Origin of the sequence: Streptomyces sp. NBC_00271 (assembly GCF_036178845.1) — a bacterium.
Classification (GTDB): Bacteria; Actinomycetota; Actinomycetes; order Streptomycetales; family Streptomycetaceae; genus Streptomyces.
This window is the reverse complement of sequence record NZ_CP108070.1, coordinates 2,081,988-2,100,924: the sequence shown is the minus strand read 5'-3', so window position 1 is coordinate 2,100,924 and position 18,937 is coordinate 2,081,988. Positions and strand designations below refer to the sequence as shown.

The window sequence follows — 18,937 nt, the reverse complement described above, 5'->3', positions numbered from 1 at the left end:
TCATCCATCCCGTACGACGATGGGCCGCTGATCACACGGCCTCCGGCCCCCTGATGGCAGGCATCGCGGATCGCCATTTCCGCCCCGCCCCCGCGCTGCCTAGCGTCGACGGCAAGCCACCCGCCGTACGAGGAGACCGCCCGTGCCCGACCGACTCCCCTCCCACACCGGACCCTTCGCCCTCGGCACCTTCGGGGACGGTTCCCGGGTCTTCCCGGGCCTGGTCGTCGGGCCCCGGGTACGTGACCTGTCCGACCTGGTCCCGTCCGTGCGCGCGGTCGTCGAGGACTGGGAGGCCCTCTTCCCGCGCCTGGTCGACCTTGCCGAGGAGACCGCCGACGCCTGGCACGCCCTCGCCGACCTGCGCGTCCTCGCCCCCATCGAGCCCGGCCAGGTCCTGCAGAGCGGCGCCAACTACCGCAAGCACGTGGTGGACCTGGTCGCCGCCGAGAAGGAGAGTGTGCACGGCGCCACGCCCGAGGAGGCCCGCGCGGACGCCGAGCGGATGATGGACGAGCGGATCCGCGGCGGCGTCCCGTACGTCTTCCTCGGCTCGCCCCGCGCGATCTGCGGCCCGTACGACGACATCGAGTTGCCCGCGCTCGGTGAGCAGCACGACTGGGAACTCGAACTCGCCCTCGTCATCGGCAGGACGGGCAAGCACATCCCCGCCGAGGACGCGATGTCGTGCGTCGCCGCCTAAACCATCTGCAACGACCTCACCACCCGCGACCGGCTCTACCGGCCCGACCTCAAGGCGATCGGCACCGACTGGTTCACCGCCAAGAACGCCGACACCTTCCTGCCGACCGGACCCTTCCTCGTACCGGCCGCCTTCGTCGGCAACCCCACCGAAGACGCGGACGTCCGGATCACCCTGCGCCACAACGGAGTCGCGCGCCAGGACGAGTCCACCAAGGACATGATCTTCGACATTCCCCGGCTCATCGCCTACGTCTCCACGACCACCACCCTGCGCCCCGGCGACCTGCTGCTCACCGGTTCCCCGGCGGGCAACGGCGCGCACTGGGGTGTCTTCCTCAAGCCCGGAGACGTCATGGAGGCGGAGATCACGGGCCTGGGCCACCAGCGCAACACCGTCAGGAGCGGACAGTGACCACCACCTTCCAGCCCATCACCCATCTCCGCCATGTCGACCTGGCCGTACCGGACTTCGCCAGGCAGCGCGCCTTCTACGGCACCACCTGGGGCCTGACCGAGGTCGCCGGCGACAGCGGGATCGCCTTCTTCGCCGCCGAGGGCAGCCCCGAGCAGTACATCGTCCGCATCCGCGAGGACGAGCGGAAGCGGATGGACCTGATCGCCTTCGGCGCCGTCTCGCCGGCCGCCGTGGACGAACTGCATCTGCGGCTCGGGCGGTCCGGGGTCCGACTCATCGGCGAACCAGGGGCTCTGGACACTCCGGGCGGCGGCTACGGATTCCGCTTCTTCGACCCGGACGGCCGGGTCGTGGAGGTGTCGGCCGATGTCGAGACGCGCGCACACCGCAGGATCGAGGAGCGTGAGGCGATCCCCGTGCGCCTCTCACACTGCGTGGTCAACTCGCAGGACCCGGAGGGGCTGCGGGACTTCTACGTCCGGCACCTCGGCTTCCGGCTCACCGACACCCTGTACTCGGCGCACATGGGCGACCTCATGTACTTCCTGCGGTGCAGCCCGCTCCACCACTCCTTCGCCATCGCACGCGGACCTCATGCCTCCCTGCACCACGCCTCGTTCGAGATGCGCGGAGTGGAGGAGTACATGCGCGGTACGGGGCGGGCGATGCACGCCGGGACGCGGCTCACCTGGGGTCCCGGCCGCCATCTCGCGGGCGACAACACCTTCTCCTACTTCCACGACCCGCACGGCAACACGGTCGAGTACACGACCGAACTCGCGGTCCTGGAGGAGGACCTGTGGCACCCGGGCCGCCACGACGTGGACGACCCGATCACCCAGGACCAGTGGGGCACCGCCGACCCGATGAGCGAGTCGGTCGCCAAGGAGCAGTTCAACGATCCCGACGTGCTGTTCGTCGCACCCCCCGTTTAGGGCCTGTCCGGGCCGTCGACCGTCGTCAACCACCGGTAGAAAGGCCGCAGTTGTGGCAACGATCCTGAAGCACGCCGTACCCGGGGCGGAGGTCACGGCCTCGCTCGACCAGGTGCGCGAGACCGTGGCGGGCGTCATCGCGGACATTCGCGAGCGCGGCGACGCGGCCGTGCGCGCGTACTCCGAGAAGTTCGACCGGTGGAGCCCCGAGGCCTTCCGGCTCTCCGCAGAGGAGATCGAGAAGATCGTCGCCTCGGTCCCGCGGCAGGTCATCGACGACATCCGTTTCGTCCAGGACCAGGTGCGCTCCTTCGCCCGCCACCAGCTCGACTCGATGGGCGAGTTCGAGGTGGAGACCCTGCCGGGCGTCAGGCTCGGGCAGAAGCACATCCCGGTGCGGGCGGCAGGCGCGTACATCCCCGGTGGCCGCTACCCGCTCACCGCGTCCGCGCACATGACCATCGTCACGGCGAAGGTCGCGGGCGTGCCGCGGGTCGTCGCCTGTACGCCCCCGATCCACGGTGAGATCCCCGCGGCCACCGTCGCCGCCGCGCATCTCGCGGGCGCGGACGAGATCTGGCTGCTGGGCGGGGTGCAGGCCGTCGCCGCGATGGCCGTCGGCACGGACACGATGGAGCCGGTGAACCTGATCGCCGGGCCGGGCAACGCCTATGTCGCCGAGGCCAAGCGGCAGCTGTTCGGCGAGATAGGCATCGACCTCTTCGCGGGCCCGACGGAGATCCTGGTCCTCGCCGACAGCGCCGCCGACCCCTTCGTGTGCGCCGTCGACCTGCTCTCCCAGGCCGAGCACGGTCCCGACTCCCCGGCCGTCCTGATCACCACCTCCCGCGAGATCGCCGAGAGGACCCTCGCCGAGGTCGAGCGGCTCCTCCCCGGCATGCCCACGCGCGACTTCGCCGGGCCCGCCTGGCGCGACCACGGGCAGGTGCACGTCGTGGACTCCCTCGACGAGCTGTACGCGCTCGCCGACGCGTTCGCCTTCGAGCACGTCGAGGTCCTGACCGCCGAGCCGCGCGAGGCCCTGCGCAGGATGACGCAGTACGGCGCGCTCTTCCTGGGCGAGGGCACCTGTGTGTCGTTCGGCGACAAGGTCATCGGCACGAACCATGTGCTGCCGACCCGGGGCGCCGCCCGCTACACCGGCGGCCTGTGGGTGGGGAAGTACCTCAAGACGGTCACCTATCAGGAGGTCACGGACTCCGGCTCGGGGGCGCTGCTCGGCCGGCTGTGCGGGCGCGCCTCCCGCGTCGAGCTGTTCCAGGGGCACGCCCGCTCCGGTGACGTACGGGCGGCGAAGGCCGCGGGCGACGAACTGCCGTGGAACAAGGCATGACCCTCCACGGGCGTACGGCGCTGATCACGGGCGGCGGCGGACCACTGGGGCGGGCCTTCGCGCTCGCCCTGGCGGGAGCCGGAGCCCGGGTGATCCTCGTCGGCCGCAGTGAGGGTGCTCTCGCCGACGCCGCGGCGCGGGTGGCCAAAGAGGACGGAGGGGCCCGTACGGCGGTGTGTGACGTCTCCGATCCGGAGTCGGTGTGCGCCCTGTCCCTCGAACTCGCCGACGAGGAGGTGTCGTTGCTCGTCAACAACGCCGGAGTCGCGGGACCGGTACGCCCGCTCACCGACATCGAGCCCGAGGAGTGGGACGAGGTGTTCGCCGCCAACGTCCGCGGGGTGTACCTGATGTGTCGGGCCTTCCTGCCGCCCATGATCGCGGCCGGAGGCGGTGACATCGTCAACATCGCCTCCGTGAGCGGGAAGCGGCCGCTGCTGAACCGCACCCCGTACACCGCCTCCAAGATGGCGCTCCTCGGTCTGACCCGGACGCTGGCGGGCGAGGTCGGGCCGCACGGCGTCGCGGTCAACTCCCTTTCCCCCGGGCCGGTTCGGGGCCCGCGCATGGACCGAAATTTCCGGCTGACGGCCGAGCTGACCGGGACGAGCGTCCAGGCCGCCGAGCGGGACTTCGCCTCGCGCGCCGCGCTGGGCCGGCTCGTGGAGGAGGACGAGGTCGCCCGGGCGCTGGTGGCGATGCTGGCGATGCCGGGGCTGTGCGGGGCGGACATCGACCTGTCGGCGGGGATGGTCGCACCGGCGTAGTCCCGGGCGCGGGTGGGCACGGTGAGCACGGTGCGGCGGACGGCTCCAGGTCGTCCGCCGCACCGGCGTGCGTTCCCCGCCGAACCGTCTGTGAACACTCTGTGTGACGGCCATGAAGCGGGCCGAATGATCCGAGACATCGCCCTCCGGTATGTGTCCACAAGGTGGCTACTCCCTTGTGCACAGGGCTGATTGACTTTCCCACGCGCGCACCTTTGGTGCCTCCGCCCGAGCCGTCGCCCCCATGAATCCGACGGCCGGCCGGTCACGCTGCGCGACGGCGCATTCGATCTCTGGGAAGGCATGCAATGACGCTGATCACCCGACGTTCGTTCCTGATCGCCGGTACGGCCACGGCCGGAGCCCTGCTCGCTTCGACGGCGCCCGCCCTGGCCGCGGCGCCCGCGCCGAAGGCGACGAGGGCGGGCAAGATCTCCGTGGGAGCCGGCGAGACGTACCAGCTCTCCGCGACCACGGCCGTGAGCGAGTTGTCCATAGCCGAAGGCGGAAAGGTCACCGCGCCCGACGGGTACAGCGTCACCCTCACCGTCGACGGGGTCGAGACCGGGCAGCTCCTCACCGAGACGGGCGGAACCGAGACGCTGATCTCCGCCGGGCACCTACCAGGGCGACATCGTGCTCACCGTGGCGGAAGCCAACGCGGTCACCTATCAGACCGTCACCTTCCCCTTCCGGCAGGCACTTTACGTGGGCGCCGACGGCGTGGACCGGGCCAAGTCCGTCCTGTCCGGCGTCGTCGGCGGCACGCTCACCGACAGCCTCGCCCGCAACGTCGCGATCACCTCCACCGGCGAGTGCTTCGACGGTGTCTTCGTGAAGAACGGCACCTACACGCTCAAGAGCCCCGCCATCTCCCTCACGGGCAACGGGCGTTGCGACTTCGCGGGATACGGCGCCGCGGTCGTCGGCACCGGTTCGGCCACGACACTCGTCGTGGACGGCGCCAGGATCACCAACAAGGGCGTGGTGCGCACGACGGTCGTCGCGGACGACGGCGCCAACGTCATCGTGAAGAACTCCCGCCTGCGGGCCCGCAACGGCACGCTCCCCGCCGACTACCAGGCGACCGTGGAGACCCCGTACATGGAGTCCGTGCCATGGATGCTGGGCCTCGACGGCAATGTCCGCGCCACCAACCTCATAGGCGCCGGCACCAAGGCGACGTACATCAACTCGACCGTGCAGTCGGAGACCTGGGGAGCCCTGTCGGTGGAGGGCGGCAGCGGGCTCCAGCTGACGGCGATCAACAGCAGCGTCGGCAACACGGGAACGTACGGCTACGGCACCTACGCCATCGGGGACGCCACCGTCCGCGTGCTCGGCTCGCAGTTCGACGTCGGCAGCTACGCCACCATCTGCGCGGGCCCGGCCGCCTCGATCCACTACGGCGACAGCACCCGCGAAGCCGTCGCGGAGCTCAACTCCTCGCTCGGCCTCGGCCTGACCAAGGCCGAACTGGCGGACATCCCGGCCCGGATCACGGTCGTCGACTCGGGCCATTTCGGTTTCATGTTCTTCGGCACCGGCACGCTGAAGCTGGACGGCGGTACGGTCATCACCTCCGCGCAGACCACCTTCCTCAACAAGGGCCAGCAGACCTCGATCACGGTGGACGGTTCGGACGGCGCGCAGCTCAACCCCGGCAACGGGATCATCCTGCAGATGATCGAGAGCGACGACCCGGGCCCGGTGAACGTCGACGGCAAGATGATGAACGTCGGCGTCTACACCGAACCCACGGGCGACCCCGCCAAGGACGCCTCCTTTGACCCGACCTCGGTCCACACGGCCGACGGCGCCGCCACCTTCACCTCCATCGCGCTGGCGGGCGACTTCTACAACGGCATGCGCGCGGGCAAGAACATGGTCCTCACCTTCGAGGACTCGACCGTGCAGGGCGTCATCTCGGTCGCGGAGGCCAAGCACCGCGTCGACACGATCGACTCCTCGAACTTCTACGAGCTGGGCCAGGTCACCAACACCGTCACGCCCGCCGTCAACAACGGCGTGATCGTCCAGCTGAACAGCGGCTCGACCTGGACCGTGACCGGCACCTCGTACCTGACCCGGCTGACGCTCGCCGCCGACGCGGCGGTGGGGGCGACCGGCGGCAAGTCCGTGACCATGACGGTCGACGGCACGCAGACGGCCATCGAGGCAGGAGGTGCCTACTCCGGCGCGATCGTCCTCACGGTCGGCTGAGCCGCCGGGGGTGTCCGACGCCGGGACCCCGCGGGCGACGACCCACGCATATCCTCTCCCGCATGGTTGATCACCGTACGGTCGATGTGGGAGGGGTCCGGCTCGTCTGCCAGGTGTGGGGGCAGGAGTCCGCTCCGCCGCTCGTCCTGTTGCACGCGCTCGGCGAGAACAGCGCCGACTGGGCCGAGGTCATGCCCGCCCTCGCCCGCGGACGACGGGTGTACGCCCTCGATCTGCGCGGCCACGGGCGGAGCGACTGGCCGGGGGAGTACTCGCTCGAACTCATGCGTGCCGACGTGCTCCGGTTCCTCGACGTGCTGGGACTCGGCACGGTGGACCTGATCGGACACTCCATGGGCGGGGTCGTGGCCTACCTGCTCGCGCAGGAGCGACCGGAGCGGGTGAGCCGGCTCGTCCTGGAGGACGTGCCGATTCCGCGGCGCCGCGAGAAGACCACCCCGACCAGGCCCGACGGCGAGCTCACCTTCGACTGGGACATGGTGGTGGCCGTCAGAAGGCAGATCGACGCGCCCGACCCGGCCTGGCTCGAGGGACTGAGCAGGATCACCGCCGACACGCTGGTGCTGGCCGGCGGACCCGCCAGCCATGTGCCCCAGGACGGCATCGCCGAACTCGCCCGCCGCGTCCCGGGCGGGCGAGTCGTCACGATCCCCGTCGGACACCTCATCCACAGCGCGGCACCTCAGGCGTTCACGGAGGCGGTGTGCGCGTTCCTGGACGAGGGCAGGGACGGCGTCTAGATCCGTGCTGCTCGACGACGACCGTCTCTGTCGGCTTCGACGACGATCTGGCCGGCGAAGCCACCCGAATGTCCACCCGGCTCCGCGGTCTGCTCACCCAGATCCACCCCGGTCTGGAACGGGCCCCGGGGCCCTGGCGTGTATCAGGCTGATCGGCCTGCGGACGAACGTCTGGTCGACGATGTCCAACTTCCCGACCGCCGCCCACCTGGCCTTCTACGCGGGCCTGGCTCCTGCGACCAGGAGTTCGGGATCCTCGGTCCGCGGTGAACAGCCCTCCCGAGGCCAGGGAGAAGCTGCGGCGGCTGGGGAGGGGTTCGCAACTGCTGGTCGGGGAGCATGGGTGAGGTCGTCTTAGCTCGATCGTGTGATGGTCGGCTTTCGGGCTTGCGGCGCCCTGGGCCGATCGGGTTAACGTGATCGTGCGATCTGGGACGCCGGGTGCGGTGCCAGCGTGCGGGGCCCCTGCTCCACCGGAGTGATGGTTCAGGGCCTCCCCGTTGCCTCTGGCCGTATCCACATGGTCAGGTCGCGCAGGGAACTGGCCTCCCGGGCCCGGACCACGCACAGGATGCGTGTCGCTGCCCCGGGGTTGAGTACGCCGGGGACCTGGAGGTACCTCCCACGCCCTTAAGGCAGTGGGGGAGCGCTCAAGCCATAGGAACGGTTCGCCGCTGAGTGAGCCCGCAGAAACGGTCGAGCCCCGGCCCCCTCTGTGCAGAGGAGGCCGGGGCCCGGTGGTACGAGGAGCGTCAGCCGAAGGCCTTGACCGTGTTCCAGTTCACCGACAGGACGACCTTCACCGCAGCGTTGGTGTTCGTCCGGGACGGGTTGTAGATCCGGGTGTAGCCGTCGGAGGCGAGGCGGCCCCAGATGTCGGGGATGCCGTCCTTGTTGACGTCCGGGATGCCGATGGCCGTGGGCACGTTGGCCTCGGTCCAGCCGGTGCCGTAGGGCTCGTCCGCGCCGGTGAGGGAGTTGGCTGCCACCTTGAGCGATTCCAGGTCGACGCTGCCGGTGACGGCGCCGGGCTTGCCCTGGCGGTCGTACATGTTGCCGTTGTCCAGGTTGCGCCACAGCAGGTCGGGAGTGCTGTCGCCGTTGATGTCGGCGACGTTGACGATCTCCCGGCGAGCCCAGGCGTTGTCGTTCATCAACGTGGCCGTCTGGAAGGTGGCGCCGGTGTAACCGGACAGCGTCCAGAACTGGGCACCGGCCCGCAGGACGAGGTCGGGCAGTTTGTCGCCGGTGATGTCGCCGACGGCCTTGATCTGCGTCCACGTCGAGGGCGCCGGAGCGTTCGAGGGCAGGCGGATCTCAAGGCGCTGGGTGACGTCGAAGCTGCCGTAGCCGTCGCCGGGGTAGAGCCAGAAGTGGCCGTCCGGGGAGACCGCGAACAGGTCGGTGGAGCCGTCGCCCGGGTAGGTGTCCTGGTAGTGGGCGATCAGGGCCGCCTTGCCGGTGGCCGGGTCGTACCAGTGGCCCTCCGGGTCGGGTTGTTTGTCGGCGTCGTACGAGGCGGCCAGGCAGTTGTACAGGTCGCCGTTCTCACCGCCCACGCACGTGCGCAGGTTGCCGTCGGCGTTCACGATCAGCAGGTCGGGTGTGTTGTCGCCGCCCGTGTCCATGGGGCCGTCTGCCGTGTCCCTCGGCGGCACGAAGAACGAGTAGTCCGTGCGCTTGCTGGGGTTGCCCAGGGAGTCGTAGGCGTACACCTGGAGGGTGTTGGGACCCGCGTGCGCCGGTGCGAAGGCGGGAAGGGTGGCGGTGCTGTTCGTGGCGGGCACATCGAGGGGGTTGTTGCCCTCGATGGACCACCGGAACTTCGACGCGCCCTCGGAGGTGAAGGTGACGGCACCGGTCTGGCCGAACTTGGCCTTCGCCCAGGTCTGGGCGTTGGGCGTGGCCTCGGGGAAGGTGTCGCTGTCCACGGTGGGCGGCGGCGGGCCGGAGCCGTCGACGGTGACGGTGCAGCGGTTGCCGCTGGTGGGGTAGTAGGCGGACACCGCCGTTGGGGAGTTGCTGTCCTCCGCGCGCACGTCCCAGTAGTAGACGCCCTTGTCGACCAGGGTGCTGGAGGCGATCGTCAGGGTGCCCTTGCCGCTGGACAGGCTGGTGACCAGAGTGCCGGCCGGGGTGGTGGCGCCGGACTTCCAGAACCGGAAGCGCAGGCCCTTGAGGTTGCCGTCAGGGTCGGAGGACTTCGCCGACAGCACCAGGTTGGTCTTGCCGACGGTAGCCCCGGCGGTGGTCTGGTTGCAGGTGCCGCCGGGTGTGCTGGAGACGCTGGACGGCGTGGCGGGCGGTCGGTTGTAGACCACGTCCATCGCGGCGCTGGTCGCATTGAACTTGCGCCAGGTCTGGACGTCGCCCTCGCTGGTGGCGCGCATGCCGAAGGTGATGTTCGACCAGCCGCCGTCCGCGCCCTTCTGGGCAGCGGCCTTGACGTTGAAGTCCTCGTAGTCGTCCGGGCAGGAGGACGAGGACCAGCCGTGTGCGAACGACTTGCGCTGGATCTCGGTGGACCAGCTCGGCTGCTTGTTCCACGTCGTGCCGGAGGAGATCGCCCCGGTCAGCCAGAACTGGAACTCGCGGGTGGTGCAGGACCAGGAGTGGTTGTTGAGCACCTTGAAGGTCGCGGAGGTGATGTCCGCGCCCTTCAGGCTGGTGCTGTAGTTCATCCGCCAGAAGGAGCGGGCGGTGCCGCCGGTCTCGTTCTCGTGGCCCACGCGGGCGTCGGAGGTGCCGGAACTGAAGTTGGTGCCGTTCCAGAAGCTGGTGTTCGGGTACGGCTTGTAGGCCACGGTCCACGCCAGCCAGCCGCTGTTGAGCGTTGGGTCGACGTACACCGGGAACTTCACATCGGCGTCGGTGAACAGGCCGGCCTGTGCGGCGTGCAGGTCGAGGCGGGCGGCGCCGGTGCCGTCGCCGGTCAGTTGGACGGGCATCGGGGCGCTGTGCGCACCGGGCTCGATGCCGGTCAGGCCGGACAGCTTCAGCACGTCGGCCGGGGTGGCGACGGACGTGCGCGGGTTGCCCTCACCCTCGTCGAGCTCGGGGTCACGGCCGTTGGAGTCCCAGGCGAAGGGGGTCGGGATGGAGCCGATCTCCTTGCCGGAGCCGTCCTGCACCAGGATGCGGCCGGTGCTCTCGTCGTGGTGGAAGACGGCCGTCTTCGAGCGCAGCCCGTAGGCCACGGTGGCCAGTGCCTTGCTCTGCGCGGCCTCCTTGTTCTTGACGATCAGCAGCTGGGCGAAACCCCCCTCCTCGCGGGCGACCAGCAGCAGGTCGACGCCCGGCAGCACCTCGGAGTAGAGGGCGCGCGGGCCGTCGAGCACCGGCTCGGGCAGCTGCCCGGGCCAGGTGTAGGCGACGGTGTGTCCGGCGATGTCCACCTCGGCCAGCACCGTCTCCTGCGTCTGCGGCTCGTCGGCCAGCGGCAGGCGGGCGAAGGAGCGGTCGGCACGGGTGGTGGTCTTGCCGGGAGTGCCGCTGGAGAAGCGGACCGGCTGGGCGGGGTTGACCGGCTGGACGCCCAGGCCGCGGACGGCGTTCTCCACGCGCCGCAGCCGGTTGTCGATCGGCGCCCACTTGCCGTTCGCGGTCTTCGCCCGCGTCGGAGTGGCGGTGACCTTCATGCGCAACTGGCCGTCCGGCTGCGCCCAGGTCTGGGAGGTGGCGGTGGTGGCGGTGTCGACGAGGACCGGCTTGTGGGTGCGCCGGGCCTCGGCCTGGGCGGCCTCCTCGTCACGCGGGCCGGTCGCGGCCTGCCGTGCTTCGGTGGCTTTGCCGGCTTGTGGTGGTGAGGGTTCGTCAGGCTGCCACCAGGGCAGCAGCGCGGCGGTCAGGGCGGCCAGTACGAGGCCGAGGGTGAGAGCCAGCCTGGTGCGCGTGCGCACGAAGGGGCTGAGAAAACGAGGCGGCGCGGACACGGCGGCGGTCTACTCCCGTGTGGACCAGGCGGATTGGGCATGGGCGCGGACACGATCACACGTTCGGCACACCAGGTCCACATATGAATAATTTATGAATCTGTGACGTTTTCGTGGGGGGTGCTTGACCAGGAATTGACCATGTACTATTTGCAGCTTTTGATCACCCGAAGTGCGGTCATGCGCAAGCTTTTTCGGCATCCTGTCGGATTGATCCACGAGTATGGCGACGCGGCAGGCCTCGTCCCGTGGTGGAGATCACATCGCCCACCGTGAACGGTCCTCGGCTGATCTTGAATCGTGTGGCGGTCATGACAGAGGGTTCGGTCTCCATCTGTTGTTTTTCGCCTTGGTGGGGTCGACGCGTATGCGTGCTCAAAGTCCACCGTCATGGCTGAGGCGGGGACGCCCAGCCATGACGGAGTCACAACGACGGCGCCGCCGGCAATGCCGTGTGGCGACCGTCCTTTTGTTGTCCTCGGCCTTGATGGTGAGCAGCCTCGGGGCGGAGGCGTGGGCGATACCCGGCCCGGGCATGACGCGTGAGGAGGTCAAGCTCCCGGACCTGCCGGAGAGCACCGCGCTTCCGGCGGACGAGGAAGCCGAGAAGAACCTCACCACCGCGCCCGAGGTCCCCGTCGTCCCGTACACGCCGAGCGCTGTGACGCCGTGGACGAAGGACACCGGTGTCGCCACGCTGAAGACGGACACCGCGCCCGGCACCACGGTCCCTGTCGAAGACCTGCCGATCGCCGTCGGCGTGCCCGCGGGCGCCGATCCGACCGCACTCGCCGGTGACTGGAAGGTCGAGCTGGCCGCGCCGAGCGCGTCCCAGGACGCGAACGTCTCCGGCATGATCATGAAGGTCACGCCGCCGGCCACAGCCGACCCGACCGCACAGGTCTCGCTCGCCGTCGACACCACCGGCTTCGCCGACCTCTACGGCCCGCAGGCCGCCACCCGCTTCGGCCTCGTCCTGCTGCCCAACTGCGTCATCGACGCGCCCGACACCGGCGACTGCGCCGCCGACAGCGGTACGACGACCATGTCGGGCAAGACCGAGAAGCAGCCCGAGCGGCTGCGCAGCTCGGTCAAGGTGGTCCCCGCGAAGAAGGCGCCCACCAAGTCCACCGCCGCGAAGAAAGCCGCCACCCGCAAGATCCTCACCGGCTCCGTCCCGGTTTCCGACCTGCTCGGGGACAACGCCGGCTCGACGACGTCCGGCGCTTCCGCGCGCACGGCGTCGTTCCGCAGCGGTGACGTCCTGCCGGTCGTGGACACCTCCGGCCCGCAGGTCGTCGGCGCCATGGACACCGGCGCCTCCGCCTCCGGCGACTTCACCGCCAGCCCGCTGCTGTCCTCCGGCTCCTGGGCGGCCGGGTCGTCGTCCGGCGCGTTCACCTACTCGTACGACGTGCAGGTGCCCGAGACCGCCGGCGGCCTGATGCCGAAGGTGTCCCTCGGCTACTCCTCGCAGTCCGTCGACGGCCGCACCTCCGCCACCAACAACCAGGCCTCCTGGATCGGTGACGGCTGGGACTACAACCCGGGTTCCATCACCCGGACGTACGTCAACTGCCGTGAGGACTCCAAGAAGGAGGGCTCCAACAACAAGACCCACCGCACCGCGGACCTGTGCTGGGGCTCGAACAACGCCACCCTGTCGCTGGGCGGCATGACCACCGAGCTGGTCTGGGACAAGGACCAGGGCAAGTGGTTCACCGCCAACGGCGACGGCTCCAAGGTGGAGCGGCTCTTCGATGCGGACAACGGCAACGGCGCCTACAAGGGCGAGTACTGGGTCGTCACCACGCGCGACGGCACCAAGTACCACTTCGGCAAGCACAAGCTGCCCGGCTGGACCTCCGGCCGGTCCGTCACCGACTCCGTGCTGACCGTGCCCGTGTACGGCAACCACGAGGGCGAGGACTGCTACAAGGCCGGTGACTGGAAGGACTCCGGCTGCACCCAGGGCTGGCGCTGGAACCTCGACTACGTCGAGGACGTCCACGGCAACGCGATGTCCCTGTGGTGGAAGAAGGACCAGAACTACTACGCCCGCAACTTCGACTTCAAGAAGCCGGTCGCCTACGACCGCGACGGGTGGCTCGACCACATCGACTACGGCCAGCGCGCGAGCACCCTCTTCACCGCGACCGCCCCGGCCAGCGTCAAGTTCAAGGTCGAGGAGCGCTGCCTGCCCGAGAGCGCCACGCTGACCTGCTCGGACACCAACTTCGAGGACAAGGACCCGGGCAAGTACCGCATCTGGTACGACACCCCGGCCGACCTGAACTGCAAGCCCGTCACCTCGACCTACACGAGGAAGTGCTGGAACGCGGGCCCGTCTTTCTGGAGCCGTAAGCGCCTGACAGAGATCACCACCGAGGCGCAGCGACTCACCAACACCACCGTCCGCCAGGTGGTGGACAAGCACACCCTCAAGCAGAGCTTCCCGGTCCTCAAGACCGGCCCGAACACCGCCCTGTGGCTGGAGTCCGTCCAGCGCACCGGCTACGACCGCGACGGCAAGAGCGCCACCCTCAACGCGGTGCGCTTCGAGTCCAACGCGGAGGACATGCCGAACCGGGTGATGCGCCCGAACGACCCGCGCCCCGGGTTCTCCCGGCTGCGCATGGGCCGCGTCATCAACGAGTACGGCGGCGAGACCGTCGTCACCTACAAGCCGGTCGCCGACGACTGCGCCACCGGCACCAACCTGCCGGACAAGAAGGACACGGCCGCGCTCAAGGCCAACACCCGGCTGTGCTACCCGTCGTTCTGGTCCCCGGACCCCGAGGTCGAGGACATCGACTGGTTCCACAAGTACGTGGTGGACTCCATCGAGGAACTCCCCAACGTCGACGGCGCGTTCGCGACGAAAACGGCGTACGAGTACAAGAACCCGGGCTGGAAGCTCGCCGACGCGGAGTTCACGAAGAAGTCCACGCGGACCTACTCGCAGTTCGCCGGCGTCGAGCAGACCACGGTGATCACGGGCGCGGACAACGCCGACATCGGCTCCAAGCGATCGAAGGCGGTCACCCGCTTCTTCCGCGGCATGGGCGACACCGTGTCGATGAAGGACGTCACCGGCGCCGAGATCGCCAAGGACAAAGAGGCGTTCGCCGGCCGCATCGCCGAGGAGCTCGACTACGACGAGGCGGACGACGCCGACACCGACTGGGTCTCCCGCAGCGTCACCGTCCCGGCCGCCACCGAACTGGCCCACCGCGACCGCGACGACGGCCTGGACCCGCTGCGCGCCTGGCGCGTCACCGAACCCACCGAGATCGCGTACACCAAGTCCTCCGGCACCAACAGCGACGACACCCGCCCCGAGCGGGTCGTGAAGACGAGCACCACCTACGAGCCGACCTACGGTCTGCCCACCTTGGTGGAGTCCCTCGGCGACACCGGCAAGACCGGTGACGAGTCCTGCACCAAGTCGGAGTACGTCCACCAGACCGCCAAGAACCTCATCGGTCTGTCCAAGCAGGTCCTGGTCTCCCCGACCACCTGTGCGGCCGCCGACTTCACCAACCTCAGCACGCTGACCGGTGGAACCCGGACCGCGTACGACGGCCAGGCCTACGGCACGGCGCTCGCCGACGCCACCCAGGGCGAGGCCACCGAGTCCTGGTCGATCAACGGCGCCGGCACCGCCTGGCAGACCGGCGGCACCACCGAGTTCGACGACGTCGGCCGTGTGACCCGCATGACCGACCGGGACTACAAGACCTCCGGCACCATCACCTACAAGCCGGCCTTCGGACAGGTCTTCCAGGTCGTCGAGTCCAACGCCGTCGGCCACTCCGAGACACGTGACGTGGAGCCGGGCCGTGGCACGACCCTGAAGACGACCGACGCCAACAACCACGTCACGCAGGCCGAGTTCGACCCGCTGGGCCGGCTGGCGAAGGCCTGGGCGGCGGACCGCACCCCCTCCGACACGGCTGTGCCGGACTTCCGGGCCGTCTACACGATCCCGGAGTACAAGGAGGGCGAGGAACGCAAGCCCTCGTACGTCACCACCTACACCCGCGGCTACAACAACCGCATCGAGACCTCCGTCACCGTCTACGACGGCCTCGGCCGAGAGCGGCAGACGCAGGAGGAGGCGGACGGCGGCGGCTACCTGATCACCGACACGCTGTACAACAGCTCCGGTGAGGTGTGGCAGACCAACAACGCCTACCTGACGTACGAGGCCAAGCTCGGTGAGCTGTTCAGCCCGGTCAGCGACACGGTCGTCCCGAACATCACGCGCTACACCTACGACGGTTCCGGCCGCGTGCTGGAGGAGACGCCGGTCCTCAAGGTCGAGGACCCGCTGACCCACGAGTCCAAGTCGGAGCCGGTCCCGGCGCGGGCCACCCGCTACGAGTACGGCCTGGACTGGTCCAAGGTCGTCAACCCGCAGGGGGCCTCCTCCTACCGGGTCTACACCGACGCCCTCGGGCGCACGAAGCGGGTGGACACGTTCAACTCGGACGCGCCCGGCGGCTTCACGTCGATGAAGTACGAGTACGACACGCGCGGCCAGATGGTGAAGGCGTACAACACCGCCGACGCCACGCACGCGTGGTCGTGGACCTACGACAACCGCGGCCGTCAGGAGACCGCCACCGACCCCGACACGGGCACCACGTCGACGTGGTACGACAAGTACGACCGCGCGCTCCACACCAAGAACGCCCGCGGCGTCGAGGTCTGGAACAACTACGACATCCTGTCCCGGCCCACGGAACAGCACCTGAACGCCGCGGACGGCCCGCTCCTGGCCGGCTTCACCTACGACCTGGCGCCCGGCGGCAAGGGCATGCCCTACACCGCCACCCGCTACACCGACACCGAGGCGTACACCCAGCAGGTCGACGGCTACACCAAGGACTACCAGCCGACCTCGACCACGCTGACCCTGCCGCAGTCCGTCAAGGACACCTGGGGCCTGGACACGTCGTACAAGTACTCCTACAAGTACAGCGACAACGGCGTGCTGGAGGAGTCGACCCTCCCGAAGATCGGCAAGCTCGGCGAGGAGAAGCTCGTCGTCCGCTACAACAAGGACGGCAACCCGCTCTCCGTCTCCGGCAAGGACTGGTACGGCTCCGAGACGGTCTACGACCCCTACGGCCAGGTGCTGCGCTCCACGCTCGGTGCCCAGCCCTACCGGGTGTGGACGCAGAACACGTTCGACGAGTCCAGCGGTGAGCTCAAGCAGCAGTCGGTCTTCCGCGAGCAGACCGGGGACAAGAGCCTGGTCGGCCAGAACCCGAACAATCCGTGGCTGGTCTCCAACCGGTCGTACGCCTACGACCCGGCCGGCAACGTGACCTCGATCCAGGAGGGCTCCACCGGCATCGAGGAGCGGCAGTGCTTCACCTATGACCCGCTGGGTCAGTTGAAGTCGGCCTGGACCTCCAAGGACCAGAGCGCCTGCACGGCTCCGAAGAACAGTGACGGCACGCTCAACGTGGCGGCCGGCAAGGACAACTCCGGCTACTGGCAGGAGTACGAGTACGACCTGCTCGGCAACCGCAAGAAGCTGACCGAGAAGGACCTCACCGGCAACACCGGCAAGGACGCCACGACCACCTATGCCTACGGCAAGGCCGACGGCACCCAGCCGCACACGCTGACCAAGGTGTCCAAGACCTACACCACGCCGGCGGGCGCGCAGGTCAAGGCCGAAGCGGAGCGTCTGTACGAGCTCACCGGCGAGACCAAGACCGTCACCTCCGTCGAGAACGGCGACAAGCAGTCGCTGTCCTGGACCTACGACGGCCAGATCGACCGGATCACCGGCCAGGGCACCGGCGGCAAGACCCCGTACGTGGGCCTCGCCGACAAGTGCCTGGACCTCAAGGGTGGCCTCGTGGTCGCCGCGACGGCGATCCAGCTGTACACCTGTAACGCCTCCCCGGCACAGAACTGGCGCTTCACCCCTTCGCCGGGCGCGACGCAGACCAACCCCGACCGGGGCACGCTGAACGTCTACGACAACTGGTGCGTGCAGCCGGCCGCCAACACGGTCGGATCCGCGGTCCAGCTACGGAAGTGCGACGGCTCGGCCGGCCAGGAGCTCAAGCGCAACACCTCCGGCCAGCTCACCCACCTCTCCTCCACCCTCTGCCTGGCGGTCACGGGCGCCAACTCTGCCAACTCCACCCCGATCGTGCTCGCCACCTGTGACGCCACGAAGGCCGAGCAGCAGTGGGCGCCACAGAACGACACCCGTCACGTCTACGGCCCTGACGGCTCGCGCCTGATGACGATCAAGGGCAAGCAGGCCACGCTGTACCTGGGCGAGGCCGAGGTCACCGTCCAGAAGGGCGGCGTCCTGGTCAACACCCAGCGCACCTACTCCGCCCCCGGCGGCGCGGTCATGCGCTACGCCTACGGCACCGGCAGTGAGACCCTGGTCGCCCTCACCGGCGACCACCAGGGCAGCACCTACGCCGAAGTCGCCCTCAATGGCAACATGCCGGTGCGGATCCGCAAGCAGGACCCGTTCGGCAACCAGCGCGGCACCGACACGGCCGGCGTCAACCTGCAGGCCCACACCGGGTTCCTCGGTGCCACCGAGGACGACGCCTCCGGCTACCAGCCGCTGGGCGCCCGCCTCTACGACCCCGTCGTCGGACGCTTCCTGTCCGCCGACCCGGTGCTGGACCTGAACGACGTCCTGCAGTCCAACGGGTACGCCTACGCGCACAACAACCCGGTGACGATGTCCGATCCGTCGGGTCTGGCCATCTCGCTGTCGGCCTCCGAGCAGGCCGCGGCCCTCGCGGGCGCGGGTCTGTCGGCGGCGCAGGTCGCTCAGGCGCAGTCGATGATGGGCAAGTCCCTTACCTCGGTGATTCTGGCCGTGGCGTGGGAGACGCTGAAGGACTTCATCGGCATCAACGACGCGATGGCGTGCTTCGGCGGCGACATGTGGTCCTGTGTCGGCATCGCGGTCGACGCGATCCCGTGGTCGAAGCTCGGCAAGATCCCGTCCGTCATCAAGGCTGTCAACCGCACTATCAAGGCGATCGAGTCGTTCAAGGCGGCCAAGAAGGCAGCCGAGTTCGTCCTGAAGGCCGCGAAGGCGGCCGAGGCGGCGGCGCTGAGAGCGAAGAAGCTCGCGATCGATCGAGCGAAGAAGCTGGCGGCGCAGAGAGCGAAGAAAAAGGCAGCCGAGGCAGCGAAACGAACAGCCGACAGGGCCCTGGCCGCCACTAAGAAAACCGGCAACCGCGTCCAGAAGCAGGCCCAGTCCAAGGCGGCCCCGAAGGTATCGGCCCACAGCGGCGGCGGTGGTGGCGGAAAGGGCGGCGGCTCGAAGGCGGGCGGCTCCAAACCCGGCGGCGCGGCCGGTGGCTCCTCCAAGAGCAACGGCGGATCCAGCGGCAGCGGTGGATCCGGCAAGGCAGACGGAGGGGACGGGGGAAGCACGCTCAACCTGGGCGCGGGCGACAACCCGATGCCTCACGCTACCAACGTGGACCTCAATCCGGGCCACCCCGACGTCATGCAGGCCGACGCACAGAACCTGCCCTTCGACGACGGAACGTTCAGTACCGTTCATGCCGTCAACCCATACGGGTTCAACCCAGTGAATGCAGAGACGGCTCGCGTCATGGAGAGAGGTGGCACCTTGATCGTGTCGGCTGCCAGGGCGAACAAGTTCAGAAAGGCCAGTGACGAGGCCATACAGGAAGCAGGCTTCGAGCTGGTCGATCGCGGGACGGGAATCCATCCTGAACACATGTTCGGAACGATGAGGCGTGCCGATGGCGGTGCCATCGATCCGATCCAGACCCCCTATGAGTGGCGCGTTTACCGGAGGTTGTGACC

Annotated in this window: 7 protein-coding genes and 2 pseudogenes; 8 read left to right on the top strand and 1 reads right to left on the bottom strand. The window is 68.9% G+C overall.

Annotation, left to right across the window (positions count from 1 at the left end; all coding sequences use genetic code 11):
* The first annotated feature begins 142 nt into the window (after positions 1-142).
* The 7 genes and pseudogenes from OG798_RS10080 to OG798_RS10050 form a co-directional block, all read left to right on the top strand.
* Positions 143-1,117: pseudogene (locus OG798_RS10080) on the top strand (fumarylacetoacetate hydrolase family protein).
* On the top strand, positions 1,114-2,055 hold the full coding sequence (locus tag OG798_RS10075) for a VOC family protein (RefSeq protein ID WP_267060997.1): 942 nt from the start codon (positions 1,114-1,116) through the stop codon (positions 2,053-2,055). Before OG798_RS10080 ends, OG798_RS10075 begins: the two are co-directional and overlap by 4 nt.
* A 52-nt stretch (positions 2,056-2,107) precedes the next feature.
* Complete coding sequence (gene hisD / locus OG798_RS10070; protein ID WP_267060996.1) at positions 2,108-3,409, top strand: histidinol dehydrogenase; 1,302 nt, start codon at positions 2,108-2,110, stop codon at positions 3,407-3,409.
* The gene (locus OG798_RS10065) at positions 3,406-4,176 is read left to right on the top strand and encodes an SDR family NAD(P)-dependent oxidoreductase (RefSeq protein ID WP_267060995.1); all 771 of its coding nucleotides are present in this window, start codon (positions 3,406-3,408) and stop codon (positions 4,174-4,176) included. Before hisD ends, OG798_RS10065 begins: the two co-directional genes overlap by 4 nt.
* Positions 4,177-4,821: 645 nt before the next feature.
* Entirely contained in the window at positions 4,822-6,399 is a 1,578-nt protein-coding gene (locus tag OG798_RS10060) for a hypothetical protein (protein WP_328756834.1), read from the top strand.
* A gap of 62 nt (positions 6,400-6,461) precedes the next feature.
* Entirely contained in the window at positions 6,462-7,160 is a 699-nt protein-coding gene (locus tag OG798_RS10055) for an alpha/beta fold hydrolase (RefSeq protein ID WP_267060992.1), read from the top strand.
* Positions 7,161-7,350: 190 nt separating this feature from the next.
* Positions 7,351-7,458: pseudogene (locus tag OG798_RS10050) on the top strand (transposase); the annotation flags it as partial.
* A 454-nt stretch (positions 7,459-7,912) separates the two neighbouring features.
* Here the strand turns inward: OG798_RS10050 and OG798_RS10045 are convergent.
* On the bottom strand, positions 7,913-11,092 hold the full coding sequence (locus tag OG798_RS10045) for a DNRLRE domain-containing protein (RefSeq protein ID WP_328756833.1): 3,180 nt from the start codon (positions 11,090-11,092) through the stop codon (positions 7,913-7,915).
* A gap of 487 nt (positions 11,093-11,579) precedes the next feature.
* On the opposite strand from OG798_RS10045, the gene OG798_RS10040 reads away from it, so the two are divergent.
* Complete coding sequence (locus OG798_RS10040; RefSeq protein WP_328756832.1) at positions 11,580-18,935, top strand: ricin-type beta-trefoil lectin domain protein; 7,356 nt, start codon at positions 11,580-11,582, stop codon at positions 18,933-18,935.
* Positions 18,936-18,937: the final 2 nt, after the last annotated feature.